This window comes from Rhizobium sp. A22-96, from assembly GCF_053521805.1.
The window spans coordinates 635,811-648,263 of the sequence record NZ_JBNWDQ010000002.1 but is presented as its reverse complement, the minus strand read 5'-3'; the positions used below and the strand labels follow the sequence as shown (position 1 = coordinate 648,263).

General features: G+C 58.5%; 11 protein-coding genes and 1 pseudogene. 5 read left to right on the top strand and 7 right to left on the bottom strand.

The features are described 5' to 3' along the window. The first annotated feature begins 260 nt into the window (after positions 1–260). Positions 261–932 carry a hypothetical protein gene (locus tag ACQZ6F_RS09615; protein WP_449091971.1) on the top strand — a complete coding sequence of 224 codons (672 nt, stop codon included), beginning with the start codon at positions 261–263 and terminating at the stop codon, positions 930–932. Positions 933–962: 30 nt separating this feature from the next. Here the strand turns inward: ACQZ6F_RS09615 and ade are convergent, their stop codons facing one another. The 7 genes and pseudogenes from ade to ACQZ6F_RS09580 form a co-directional block, all read right to left on the bottom strand. Next, on the bottom strand, positions 963–2,660 hold the full coding sequence (ade, locus tag ACQZ6F_RS09610; RefSeq protein ID WP_449091972.1) for an adenine deaminase: 1,698 nt from the start codon (positions 2,658–2,660) through the stop codon (positions 963–965). A 94-nt stretch (positions 2,661–2,754) separates the two neighbouring features. After that, entirely contained in the window at positions 2,755–4,083 is a 1,329-nt protein-coding gene (aptA, locus tag ACQZ6F_RS09605; RefSeq protein WP_077471836.1) for an omega-aminotransferase AptA, read from the bottom strand. A gap of 363 nt (positions 4,084–4,446) precedes the next feature. After that, positions 4,447–4,764: an ArsR/SmtB family transcription factor gene (locus ACQZ6F_RS09600; protein WP_004116664.1), complete on the bottom strand. Its 318-nt coding sequence runs from the start codon at positions 4,762–4,764 to the stop codon at positions 4,447–4,449. A 209-nt stretch (positions 4,765–4,973) separates the two neighbouring features. Then, positions 4,974–5,625 (bottom strand): annotated as a pseudogene (locus tag ACQZ6F_RS09595) (HugZ family pyridoxamine 5'-phosphate oxidase); the annotation flags it as partial. A 36-nt stretch (positions 5,626–5,661) separates the two neighbouring features. After that, positions 5,662–6,711 (bottom strand): choline ABC transporter ATP-binding protein, encoded by a 1,050-nt coding sequence (gene choV / locus ACQZ6F_RS09590; RefSeq protein ID WP_077471835.1) that lies wholly within the window; start codon positions 6,709–6,711, stop codon positions 5,662–5,664. Then, a complete protein-coding gene (gene choW, locus ACQZ6F_RS09585; protein ID WP_404944581.1) occupies positions 6,708–7,565 on the bottom strand; it encodes a choline ABC transporter permease subunit in 858 nt (285 codons plus the stop codon). Before choW ends, choV begins: the two co-directional genes overlap by 4 nt. Before the next feature lie 164 nt (positions 7,566–7,729). Then, complete coding sequence (locus tag ACQZ6F_RS09580) at positions 7,730–8,686, bottom strand: choline ABC transporter substrate-binding protein (RefSeq protein ID WP_449091973.1); 957 nt, start codon at positions 8,684–8,686, stop codon at positions 7,730–7,732. Positions 8,687–8,920: 234 nt separating this feature from the next. Between ACQZ6F_RS09580 and ACQZ6F_RS09575 the strand changes: the two genes are divergently transcribed. From ACQZ6F_RS09575 to ACQZ6F_RS09560, 4 genes are all read left to right on the top strand, one after another. Next, positions 8,921–9,502 carry a thymidine kinase gene (locus ACQZ6F_RS09575; protein WP_449091974.1) on the top strand — a complete coding sequence of 194 codons (582 nt, stop codon included), beginning with the start codon at positions 8,921–8,923 and terminating at the stop codon, positions 9,500–9,502. A 98-nt stretch (positions 9,503–9,600) separates the two neighbouring features. After that, a complete protein-coding gene (locus ACQZ6F_RS09570; protein ID WP_077471832.1) occupies positions 9,601–9,987 on the top strand; it encodes a c-type cytochrome in 387 nt (128 codons plus the stop codon). 117 nt (positions 9,988–10,104) lie between these two features. Next, positions 10,105–11,079 (top strand): hypothetical protein, encoded by a 975-nt coding sequence (locus ACQZ6F_RS09565; RefSeq protein WP_449091975.1) that lies wholly within the window; start codon positions 10,105–10,107, stop codon positions 11,077–11,079. Positions 11,080–11,277: 198 nt separating this feature from the next. After that, positions 11,278–12,417: a DUF2333 family protein gene (locus ACQZ6F_RS09560; protein WP_449091976.1), complete on the top strand. Its 1,140-nt coding sequence runs from the start codon at positions 11,278–11,280 to the stop codon at positions 12,415–12,417. Positions 12,418–12,453: the final 36 nt, after the last annotated feature.

The following is a 12,453-nucleotide window of genomic DNA, read 5'->3' as shown; positions in this document are numbered from 1 at the left end:
ACACATCGAAAAATGGCAGGTCAAATATGGGATTAGCACCGCTTACGAGGCCGCTGGGCCAGACGCCGCAAACTGGCTCGGATCGTCTCTATCTGATACCGCTTTCCAGTTGTCCTATTCTGGGTGGAGACAAGGCAGCAGGATCGCCGTCTGGGGTGGTTTTTACCGGCCGTTCTTTTGAGGCTGCAAGCGAGAATTCGCTCTCATGCTGCGGTCGCTACAATTTCAATAATAGCCTTCATCAGGGTGTCGCGGGGGTGGTGGACGACGGGTCTCTCATCTTTGCCGTCAACAGCTGGGTCAGCGGCCGTCGCTGCACGGTGATGGGTGCGTTCGACCCGTTGGGCAAGCCGGTCGCTCCGACCAAGCCGCAGCAGGATTTGCTAGCCAAATATTTTCCAACCACGGAACGCCCAATCGTTCTCGACACCAAAGCCAAGAGCGATATCGGCTTTAGAACGAACGGCGCCAATCCGAATGTCGGCGTCTATGTCGGCAACAAGACCATCATTTTCGATGTCCATGCACGCCTGGGCGATGACAGCAAACGCTATCTGGAAGGCGGCGCGACCGTCACGACGGATTTCGACGGCAAAGTTACCGGACAAGCCTATACGCTGACGGCCAAGGACGGCAATGCGTCGCTGGGCGGCGGCTATGAACGAAAGGGCACCCAGACGATTGAGAGCGTGAACGCCACCTGGGACAAATGGTCTTTGGCGGGCAAACGATCGAGGGATGGAGCCAATAGGGATCGCCAGCTCGATCTTTCCTTTCGTGCCTCCGAAAGAATGACGATCAAGGCTTCCTGGAGGCCGGACGTAAAACCGCCATCCACGCCGCCGCGGATGACATCCTACTCATTCGACAAGCCGCCGGTTGTTCCGAATTACAGCCAATATATGATCACGCTGGAAATAAAGCTGCCCTGATATCGGGCTGCCCAAGATCCAGGCGATTGATCAGCCGATCAACATGAACTTGTCGACATCGACCAAGCCTTTGTCCGATATCTTCAGGTGCGGTATGACGGGCAGGGGCAGGAAGGCGAGTTGCAGGAAGGGTTCTTCCAGCGTTGCGCCCAGGGCATAGGCTGCCTGGCGCAAGTGATGCAGCGTGTCGCGCACGCTCTCGTAGGGCTCGAGGCTCATCAGGCCGGCGATGGGCAGTGCGATCTCGCCGGTGACGACGCCGTTTTCCACAACCACGAAGCCGCCATTGATGTCGCTGAGGCGATTGGCGGCCAGCGCCATGTCATCCTCGCTGACACCGACGACGCAGATATTGTGGCTGTCATGGCCGACGGTCGAGGCGATAGCGCCCTTCTTCAGCCCAAAACCCTGGACGAAGCCATTGGCGTGATTGCCGTTCTTGCCGTGGCGCTCGATGACGGCGACCTTGATGACGTCGTTGCCAAGATCGATATCGGTCTGGTTGCCCTTGGTGGGCAGGCGATAGCGGCGATGTTCGGTGATGATCTTGCCGGGAGTGACGCCGATGACCGAGCTTTCGCCCTCCGTGACAGGCACGCCGAAGTCGGCGGCATTGATCGGGCGGGCCTTGACGCTGTCGAGACCGACCGGAGCGATGGGTTTGCGTGTGGCAAAGAGCTCGTTTGTGACGCGACGGCCGGCGGAGAAGACGGTCTCGGCCTTGCAATTCTCGAGGCTATCGATGATGACGAGATCGGCGCGCCAGCCAGGCGCCACAAGCCCACGATCCCGCAGATCGAAGGCGCGAGCGGCCGATATCGATGCGGCGCGATAGATGGCCAGTGGCTCGACGCCATGCGCGATGGCGGTGCGGATCATATAGTCCAGGTGGCCTTGCTCGGCGATGTCGAGGGGATTGCGGTCGTCGGTGCAGAGCGCGAGGTGAGGCGACAGGCGCTCGGTAATGATCGGCATCAGCGCATGCAGGTCCTTTGAGACCGAACCCTCGCGCACAAGCACCTGCATACCCTTGCGGATCTTCTCCAATGCCTCTTCGGCGGTGGTCGATTCATGCTCCGTGCGGATGCCGGCGGCGAGATAGCCATTGAGATCGTTGCCGCGCAGCAATGGCGCATGGCCGTCGATATGGCCGCCCTGGAAGGCTTCGAGCTTCGCCATGCAGACGGGGTCCTTGTGGACCACGCCGGGGAAATTCATGAATTCGGCGAGGCCGATCACCTTCGGATGGTGGCGGAAGGGCAGTAGCTTTTCGATCGGGAGATCGGCGCCTGAGGTTTCCAGATGCGTCGCCGGCACGCAGGATGATAGCTGGACGCGGATGTCCATGATGGTTTCCAGCGAACAGTCGAGGAAATACTGGATGCCCTCGGTGCCGAGCACGTTGGCGATCTCGTGCGGATCGCAGATGACGGTGGTCACGCCGTAAGGCAGGACGCAGCGGTCGAATTCATGCGGCGTCACCAGCGAGGATTCGATATGGAGGTGTGTATCGATAAAACCCGGCACGACGATGCGGCCAGAGATGTCGATTTCCTCGCGGCCTTTGTATTCTCCGCAAGTGCCGACGATGCGATCACCACATATGGCGATGTCGGAGGCAACAAGCTCTCCCGTCACCAGATCGAAGAACCGCCCGCCCTTCAGCACGATATCCGCCGGCTCACGGCCCACGCCCTGGTCGATATAGCGTTCGAGTTTGGTGGTCATTGTTCTTCCTCGCATATGGATCGCCCCTCATACCCGACCAATCTGTTTGAGCAGAAGGGGGTAGGAGGGGCGTAGATTTGGTGGAGCCTATGCCTTAGATATTATTCTGCAAGATCTCGCGAAGCTTGCCGAACAGCTCGTCGATGTGGTGTTTCTCGATGATCAGCGGCGGCGAGAGCGCGATGATGTCGCCGGTGGTGCGGATCAGGAGACCCTTTTCATAGGCCTTGAGGAATGCCGTAAAGGCACGCTTCGTGGGCTCGCCGGCAATCGGGTCGAGCTCGATGGCGCCGATCAGGCCGGTGTTTCTGATATCGATGACGTTCGGGCAGTCCTTCAGCGAATGCAGCGCATCGGCCCAGTAGTCCGAAAGCTCGGCTGCGCGCGTCAGCAGGCCTTCTTCCTTGTAGGTGTCGAGCGTGGCAAGGGCGGCTGCCGATGCGATCGGGTTGCCGGAATAGGTGTAGCCGTGGAAGAACTCGATCATATGTTCGGGTCCCTGCATGAAGGCGTCGTGGATCTCTGAGGTGACGAAAACCGCACCCATCGGGATGACGCCATTGGTCAGGCCTTTGGCCGTGGTGATGATATCCGGTTTGACGTCATAATATTGGGCAGCAAACGGAGTGCCGAGGCGGCCGAAGCCGGTGATGACTTCGTCGAAGATCAACAGGATGCCGTGCTTGGTGCAGATTTCGCGCAGCTTCTGCAGATAGCCCTTCGGCGGGATCAGAACGCCGGTGGAGCCGGCAACCGGCTCGACGATAACGGCTGCGATTGTGGAGGCGTCATGCAGGGTGACGATACGCTCCAGTTCGCTGGCGATATCGCCGCCATGCTCGGGCTCGCCGCGCGTAAAGGCATTCTTGCCGGGAAGATGCGTGTGCGGCATGTGATCGACGCCGGTCAGCAGCGTGCCGAACATCTTGCGGTTGGTGACGATGCCGCCGACCGAGATGCCGCCGAAATTGACGCCGTGGTAGCCGCGCTCACGACCGATGAGACGGGTGCGCGAACCGTTGCCCTTCACGCGGTGATAGGCAAGCGCGATCTTTAGTGCCGTTTCGACCGATTCCGAACCGGAATTCGTATAAAGCACATGGTCGAGGCCATCCGGGGCGATATCCACCAGCCGGTTCGCCAGCTCGAATGCCTTGGGGTGGCCGAGCTGGAAGGCGGGGGCATAATCCAGCTCGCCGGCCTGCTGGGCAATGGCTTCGGTGATCTTCGGCCGGCAGTGACCCGCGTTTACGCACCACAGACCAGCAGTTCCATCCAGTACCTGCCGACCGTCGTGGGTGGTGTAGTACATATCCTTGGCGCTGACGAAGAGGCGCGGTTCCTTCTTGAACTGACGGTTGGCCGTAAACGGCATCCAGAAGGCGCGCAAATCATTTGGGGCGGCATTCAAACGGTCCGACATGCTGTTCTCCAATGGCCATTCGGGGGCCATTTCCCGATCGCGATGCGACATCGCGTGATTATATTTACTGCCTGGTCAAATTATCAGCCGGCCCTTTGGCGTCAAGGCAAAGATGGTGGCCGAAAAGGGAAGGGCGCCAGGAATTGGCTATCTCGCAAGCAAATGCCGGCCGGTCGGGTCAAACTCGTCGCAAAGGCCGGCGCCAGCGCTATCGTTGTTGAAAAGCGCATGAAAAAACCGGCAAATCGGAGATTTGCCGGCCAAAATAGTTAAACACCTGGTGATGAAAGCAAGGCGGTCTTCAGGGCTATATATTGTTCCCATCTGACCATTCGCCGGCAGACTTCAAGCTTGTTAAAGCCTTCAAGCAGCCGATCTACTTTTTTCAGGTTCACAATAAATGTCTTCCAGCGTTTCGAGAACTCGAATGACCGATTCCGAAGTGCTGGAGTAGTAAATCGTTTGAGCGTCGCGACGTGTCTTTACGAGCTTCTGAGCGCGCAGCTTCGAAAGATGCTGAGACAATGCCGATTGGCTCAATCCAACCTGATTGGCCAAAACGCCAACAGGAACTTCGCCCTTAACAAGACTGCAAAGGATCAAAAGACGCTTTGGGTTTGCCATTGCTGATAATAATGCTGCCGCAACATTGGAATGTTCAGCCAAATTTCTTGTCTTCATGTTTTAAACTTCCAAATGTGGAGCGTACATCAGAAATTGTGCTATTTCTAATCCGGTCCCAAACCGATATCTAACAATACCAAGAGGGGCCGAAGATTGTATATACCTAAATTTAAGGTATCGAGTATGCTGTTTTAGGTATGTATGTATGACAGCAAAGCGATGGAATTATGGGTGATCAATGTCCCTCAGGGGCACGAAATGACCCAAATTAGGTCGATTGTGGGCATTTCCGGGCCACAAATATGCCAATTTCCGGAATAATTGAGATGCAACCTACCAATAATGGTCGATGCTACGCTAGGGTGTCGGGCTACTAATTCTCGCACTATTACGCGGTCTTACTGCAGTCAGAAATTTGTTTTCAGCTTAAAGAATCGCGATGTCCTCTGAGGACAGGATGTAGGCTCTTCCGAACCCGCCGTTCAGGCTGGCATCGAGCGGAATGAAGCGGAAAAAGCAAAAATCCGGGAAGTCGATATAAAGCTTCGATTTCGGGTGACGTTCAAGGAAACGTCCGCGGATCCGCTCGTGCGGTGCACCTTCACGCTCGACGCGCTCGGCACGGCAGCGCATGGTCAGGCGAGGATGGGCGAGGGGGTCACCCTTGCCCGGTTCTCCAAAGAGGATGGATGCCCTCGGATCTTTCAAAAGGGTCCTGGTATGTGCTGAAAGGCCCGAGACGAGAATGACGGGAGCACCGTCGGCATCGGTGGCGGTCAGGACACGGCTGACCGAGGGAAAACCCGTCTCCGGATCGATGACGGCAAGTGCTGCGTGAGCGGCCGTGTCTATGAGGACGCGCGCCTGTTTGCGCGCATCCTCATCAGTTTCGCGGATGACGGATGGTTTATCGTTCATTAACGGCTCCATGAATACGGGAGCAGGCGTGAACGACTACTCCTTTCGTCTGTGGCTGGTGAGCCCGGCCACGACGTCTTGCGCGGAGATCGTTCCGATAATCGCACCATTGTCAACAACGCCGATATTGCCGGGCTGGCGCGTCAGCGCATCGAGAATATCGACAAGCGGGGTGGCCGCGGCGGCTGTTGCGGTTACCGAACCACCCGATGTCGAATGGCCGACGCCCTGCTGCATGACATCGCGCGCAGTCAGCATGCTGATCGGGTTCATGTGCTGCACGAAATCAGCCACATATTGATCGGCCGGGTTCTTGACGATTTCCTGCGGCGTTCCGCATTGGATGATGTGGCCGCTCTCCATGATGGCGATACGGTTGCCGATACGAAACGCCTCGTCCAGATCGTGGCTGACGAAGAGGATGGTGCGCTTCAGGCGGCGCTGGAACTCCAGGAGTTCGTCCTGCAGGCGGGTACGGATCAATGGATCGAGCGCGGAAAACGGCTCGTCCATGAGCAGGATCGGTGCGCCGGTTGCAAAGGCACGGGCGAGGCCGACGCGCTGCTGCATGCCGCCCGAAAGCTCGTTGACCTTGCGATTGGCCCATTGCGTCAGATTGACGAGCTGGAGCTGTTCATCGACGCGCTTCTTGCGCTCGGCGTCGGGGACCCCCGCAAGCTCAAGGCCGAAACCCACATTGTCGGCGACCGTACGCCATGGCAGCAATGCGAACTGCTGAAACACCATGGAAACGGTATGCATGCGCAGATCGCGCAGGGCCTTGGGGCTGCAAGCATAGGGATCGACGGGACCGGTCTTGCTGTTGACGATGACATTCCCGCGCACCACCGGCGCCAGGCCGTTGACAGCGCGCAGCAGCGTCGACTTGCCTGAGCCTGAAAGGCCCATGAGCACGAGAATTTCGCCTTCTTCGATCTCGAGCGAGGCATTGGCAACGCCAAGCACCATGCCGGTTGCCTTGCCGATCTCATCGCGCGTTTTACCTTCATCAGCGAGCTTCAGCGCAGCGTCCGGGCGATCACCGAAGATAATGCTGACATTGTTGAATGCGACGGCGGCGGTCATGAGCGGTCTCCTTCGCCGGGGGCGCGGAACATGCGGTCGAGGATGATCGCCAAAATGACGATGCAGGAGCCGGAATCGAAGCTCTTGGCGACGTTGACGCTGTTCAGCCCGCGCAGCACGGGCACGCCGAGGCCGGGCGCGCCGACAAGCGCGGCGATGGAGACCATGGAGAGGGACAGCATGATGGTCTGTGTCAGCCCGGCCATGATCTGCGGCGCGGCGAAGGGCAGCTCGATCTTGCGGAGCACCTGCCGTGGTGTCGCGCCGAAGGCTTCGGCTGCCTCCACGAGCGAGGGCGGCGTCGAGATGATGCCGAGGCGGGTCATGCGGATGGCGGCGGGAATGGCAAAGACGACCGTCGCGACGAGACCAGGCACCATGCCAAGGCCAAGCAGGATCATCGCCGGCACCAGATAGACGAAGGTCGGGATGGTCTGCATCAGGTCAAGGATCGGACGCAGAATGGCATAGAGCCAGGGACGGCGCGCCGCGGCGATGCCCATGGGCACGCCGACCAGCATACAGACGAAAGTAGAGGCCAGCACCAGTGCGAGCGTTTCCGTCGTCTCTTTCCAGTAACCCTGGTTGATGGTGATGAGCAGACCGATGAAGGTCAGTACCGTGATGGTGATGCTTCGGCGCATCCAGTAGGCGACGGCCGCGAAAACGACGACGACGATGAGCGGATGTGGCGCCTGCAGGAGAAACAGCAGCGCATTGATCCCATGCGCGACAACGAAGGAAAGGCCGTCGAAGAACCAAGTGAAATTGGCTATCAGCCAATCGACGACTGCTTTGGCCCATGGCCCGATGGGGAGGCGGTAATCGTTTAACCAGTTCACGTCTTTGCCCACGATTGGGGGCGGCTTATCCGATGATCTCGTATTTCCGGAAGGTGCCGCCGAAGAATAACGGTCTGTCGCGCCACAGGGACTAGTGCCCGGGGGTGGCGGGACGCGAAGGAAGCAGTCCGTCCAAGCAAGAGAAAGGGGCGGTTTAGCCGCCCCTCAATCCACTATTACAAGCCAAGCTTGGACTTGACCGCCGCCAGGCCATCCCCACCGTCCTTGGTGGTGACGCCGGCGAGCCAGGGCGTAACTGCTGCCGGATTGGCCTTCAGCCATTCCGTTGCTGCTGCTTCCGGTTCCTTGCCGTCGTTCAGGATCTTGCCCATGATTTCGTTTTCCATCGGCAGGGAGAAGACGAGATTCTTGATGAAGGCGCCGACGTTCGGGCATTCCTGCAGATAGCCTGCACGGACGTTGGTGAAGACGTTCGCGCCGCCGTAATTCGGTCCGAAGACGTCATCACCGCCGGAGAGATAGGTCATCTTGAAGGTGGTGTTCATCGGATGCGGGGCCCAGCCGAGGAAGATGATCGGCTTGCCTTCCTTGTCGGCGCGGGAAACCTGGGCGAGCATGCCTTGCTCTGAGGATTCGACCACTTCGAAGCCCTTCAGGTTGAAGGTATTCTTGTCGACCATGTCGATGATCAGGCGATTGCCGTCATTGCCGGGCTCGATGCCGTAGATCTTGCCGTCAAGGTCATCCTTGTGGGTGGCGATATCCTTGAAGTCCTTGATGCCGAGTGCGGCACCCTTTTCGTTCGTCGCCAGCGTGTACTTGGCGCCTTCCAGGTTGGCGCGCACGGTTTCAACCGACTTGTCCTCGGCGAACGGCTTGATGTTCTCGGCCATGGAGGGCATCCAGTTGCCGAGGAAGACATCGATGTCCTTGTTCTTGAGGGACTGATAGGTCACCGGTACGGCGAGGACCTTGACGTCGGTATCGTAGCCGAGTGCCTTCAGGAGGATCGAGGCGGTTGCGGTGGTGGAGGTGATGTCCGTCCAGCCGACATCCGCGAAATGGACGGTGCTACAGCTCGCGGGCTCAGCAGCGGAAACCGCCGTTGCGCCAAATGTCAGGGCCGAAAGAGCTGAAGCGAAAGCGACTGCGGTAAGGGTCATTTTTATCATTAGGTGACTCCCAGTTTAACGTTCCCAAGCAACCATCAATAACTGACATTTTCAACCGATCACAGTGTATTTGCGCCGGTTTGAGGGGGCTGATTGCGACGCCTCCATTTTTCGGGCTGAAGGTTGCGAAGGTGGGCGTTACGCAACCGAATCGATCCTGTTTCCTGTGGTTTTCGCCGAGAATATCTTTTCTTATCGTCCCGGAGCACCCATGAAGCATCTAAGGAGAATGTCATGGCCAAGCTTTACTTCCATTATTCGACGATGAACGCCGGCAAGTCGACCATGCTGCTGCAGGCTGCCTACAACTACCAGGAACGCGGCATGCGCACCGCCGCCCTCATCGCCGCTCTGGATGATCGTGCGGGTCGCGGCAAGATTGCTTCGCGTATCGGCCTAACGATGGATGCCATACCGTTCGAGCCGACCGACGATCTTTATGCATTGATCGAAGGAATGCACGCGGACGAACCGCTGAATTGCGTTTTCCTCGATGAGGCGCAATTCCTGACGCGTGAACAGGTGTGGCAACTCGCGCATATCGTCGATCGACTTGGACTGCCCGTCATGGCCTATGGGCTGCGCACGGATTTTCATGGAAGGCTCTTTCCCGGATCGCAGGAGTTGCTGACCATCGCGGATGAGCTTCGAGAAGTGCGGACGATCTGCCATTGCGGCCGCAAGGCGACGATGGTTGTGCGACTGGATGGTGCTGGCCAGGTTGTGCGCGAGGGTGCGCAGATCGAGATCGGCGGCAGCGACAAATATGTCTCGCTTTGCCGTCGCCATTGGGAAGCGGCGATATCGGAGGAGTGAGGCTCCGTATCGCTTTCGTTTTCCGGCGGATGGTCTCGGTGTTCTCTTGTCGTCAAGGTAATCGGGATTAGCCAAGACTGAGCTGATCGGGAGGCATGATGAAACTGTTCTGTCTGACGTTTGTGGCCGCTATGCTCGCTTTCGGTTCTGCCGCTTTTGCGGATGGAGATGCGGCGGCAGGCGCTGCCGTTTTCAAGAAATGCGCCGCCTGTCATACCGCGACCGAACGAGAGAACCGCGTCGGGCCATCGCTTGTGGGCATTGTCGGTCGCCCGGTCGCCACCTTTCCGGATTACAATTACTCAACCGCGATGAAAGCCTTCGGGGCTGGCGGCAAGGTTTGGGACGAAGCTCTCCTGCGGAAATATCTCCCGGGGCCGCAATTCCTGGTGAAGGGCACCAGGATGACATTTCCCGGCCTGAAGAGCGACAAGGATCTCGACAATCTGATTGCCTATCTGAGGAATCCGACCGCCGCCCAATAATATGGCCCTGCCATTTTCATGTCGCGCGGAAGCAGCTAGTCTCGCCTCGAGAGGCAGGGGAGAGTTGCTTTTATGGCCATACCTCATTCCTTCGATGGTACGCTCGACAAGGCACATGTGACGCTCGACGACGCCATCGGCAGCGCGAGCGCGGCGGTGGCGATGCTGGGCGGGCATGCCAGGGGCGAAGGCCTCGACACCGTCAATTTCCCGGTGGAGGAAGCACTGGTGCGCGAGGCCATCGAATTGCTGGACCGGTGGAAGTCCCTTGCACTGTCGCTGGTCAAGGAACTCGACGGCGTGACCGCGCAGGCCGATCTGCAGCACCGGCGGCTGTTTGACGAAAAGGCAGGCCTCGAGAATGCGGGCGTGCTGCGCAGGAAGTTGACAAGCGGCCCCGCAAAACCCGAGGCAATCATTGCCTATCTCGATGCAGCCCTGAATGCCTCAGCCACGCTCGACCTCCTGTTAAAACAGGCTCGTCCCGCATTCGCGCAGTGCTTTCACGAATGTGAGCTCCAGCTCGAGGGCGTGATCGAGCGGCGGCAGAAGCTCGATTTCGAGATTGAGGAGGTGCAACGCGGTGCCGATGCGATGACGGTGAGGATTGTCGATCACCGGCGTAGTCTGCCTTCGATACGCCAGGTCGATATACATGCGGAGCTTGAGGAGGACTATCGCGTTCTGCTGGCTGAGCATGATGAAATTCGCAAGCGCGAGAGGGAGTTGCAGGCAGGCCGAACGGTGCGACAGCGTCTCATCGATATGTATGAAGGATTGGCGGGGGTTTTGAACAGGCAGATCGCCGCCGTCGGGGCCATGGCAGGCAAGCTCACCATCGACATCGAGCAGCGGATCGCTTTGTTGAAGGCATTGGAGCTGGAGGTCGATCCGCTGTCACTGACGACAGTTCGACCTGAAGCGGCCCAGAGCCTGATCGAGGCCTTCGAATCGAATGTGCTGGCCGGGCATGATCTGGCGGCACGCAAGGCGCATGTCGACAGGGTGTTCACGCGGCGGCTGGAGCCGCATCTGCTGCCCGTGCCTGCAGAGGCAGAGGGAATTTCAGGCGATGCGCAACCGGAGGAGTGATAGCTTTCCAGCGTCGAAAATTCGGTGCAGACGGTTGTTGTTTCTCTCAAGAACACATATCTGCTTGAGCGCGAATGACGACTGGGTCTTACGGCACGGAAATCGAACGAGATTTTCGGGAAGGCCAATGCGCAGGTTCAGTGTAGTGCGTCCTTCGCATATCGGCGGGATGCGCGTTACGGTTTAGGAGGCGTGTCCATGCTTGACTCGATCACAGCGGTTTTGAGGCGGATGGGCGGCGCCATTGCACGGTGGCTGGGATTGGTCTTCGTCGGTATTTCCTGGCCGTTTCTGGCGGCGCATGGCTGGTATCGGCAGCGAAACTGGCTGATCAAGCTGCCGGTCGTCGGCTTCGTGACCCTGCTCGCCTTGCTCTATATCTATTTTGTCTGGCAGACGCAGATCTGGAGCGGGTTCAATACCGCCTATCCGGATGTCTACAAGTTTTCCGACCGCAAGTTTTCTGCCGGACAGGAATTGCCAGCAGCAAGCGGGCAACAGGCCGCCGCCGTGGCGCCAAAGACCTGCCAAACATCGGCTGTCGTCGATGTCGCCGCAGATCTTACCGATTTCAACGTCAACCAGAACGCCTGGATATCCTCGATGCTGCTTTACAAGCTCGGGCTGTTCGGGATGTCATGGGATGACACGCCTTTTCTCGACAACAAGGCGTCTTTCCAGCGAGGCATAAACTCGGTCGTCCGCCGCACCTCGGCGGAGCTGGTCGACACGATCGGCCGCGTGCGCGGAACCTCCGGCATCAACAGCGACCTGCAGAAAGCGCGCGGCAACCTGCAGTTCGACGAGTCGAGCTGGTATTTCGGCCTGCATCCGTTCGGCCCGAAGACGCCGACGCCGAGCTACTATCGCGCGGCAATTGCCAATTTGCGCAGCTTCAATACCGACCTTGGCAGCTGCAAGGCTATTTTCGACGGACGTGCCGATAATCTCCTGCAATTTGTCGATCACATTGCCAACGATCTTGGCAGTACGGCAGACATATTGGCCAAGCGTGCCGCGGATCACAGCTATGGTTGGCTGGACACGCGCGCGGACGATCGTTTCTGGTTCGCTTACGGCCAGCTTTATGCCAGCTACGGCATTCTGAGCGCCGCCGGCGCGGATTTCCAACAGGTCATAGCCGAGCGCAGCGTCGGCACGCTTTGGGCTGATACGATAACGCAGTTGCAAGTGGCGCTGCGCATCCAGCCCTTCATCATCTCCAACGGACCTGAAGACAGCTCATTCATGCCGAGCCATCTGGCGACAATGGGCTTTCATATCTTGCGCGTGCGCTCGAACCTGGTGGAAATCCGCACAGTATTGGGCGGCCGCTAAAAGCGAAGCCGATCACGCCCTCGGCGGAGCGGGTCG

Excerpts from the sequence above, each read along its gene's own strand:
- ade (WP_449091972.1), bottom strand. The coding sequence starts at position 2,660 with ATGACCACCAAACTCGAACGCTATATCGACCAGGGCGTGGGCCGTGAG.
- aptA (WP_077471836.1), bottom strand. The coding sequence starts at position 4,083 with ATGTCGGACCGTTTGAATGCCGCCCCAAATGATTTGCGCGCCTTCTGG.
- ACQZ6F_RS09600 (WP_004116664.1), bottom strand. The coding sequence starts at position 4,764 with ATGAAGACAAGAAATTTGGCTGAACATTCCAATGTTGCGGCAGCATTA.
- choV (WP_077471835.1), bottom strand. The coding sequence starts at position 6,711 with ATGACCGCCGCCGTCGCATTCAACAATGTCAGCATTATCTTCGGTGAT.
- ACQZ6F_RS09580 (WP_449091973.1), bottom strand. The coding sequence starts at position 8,686 with ATGATAAAAATGACCCTTACCGCAGTCGCTTTCGCTTCAGCTCTTTCG.
- ACQZ6F_RS09575 (WP_449091974.1), top strand. The coding sequence starts at position 8,921 with ATGGCCAAGCTTTACTTCCATTATTCGACGATGAACGCCGGCAAGTCG.
- ACQZ6F_RS09570 (WP_077471832.1), top strand. The coding sequence starts at position 9,601 with ATGAAACTGTTCTGTCTGACGTTTGTGGCCGCTATGCTCGCTTTCGGT.
- ACQZ6F_RS09560 (WP_449091976.1), top strand. The coding sequence starts at position 11,278 with ATGCTTGACTCGATCACAGCGGTTTTGAGGCGGATGGGCGGCGCCATT.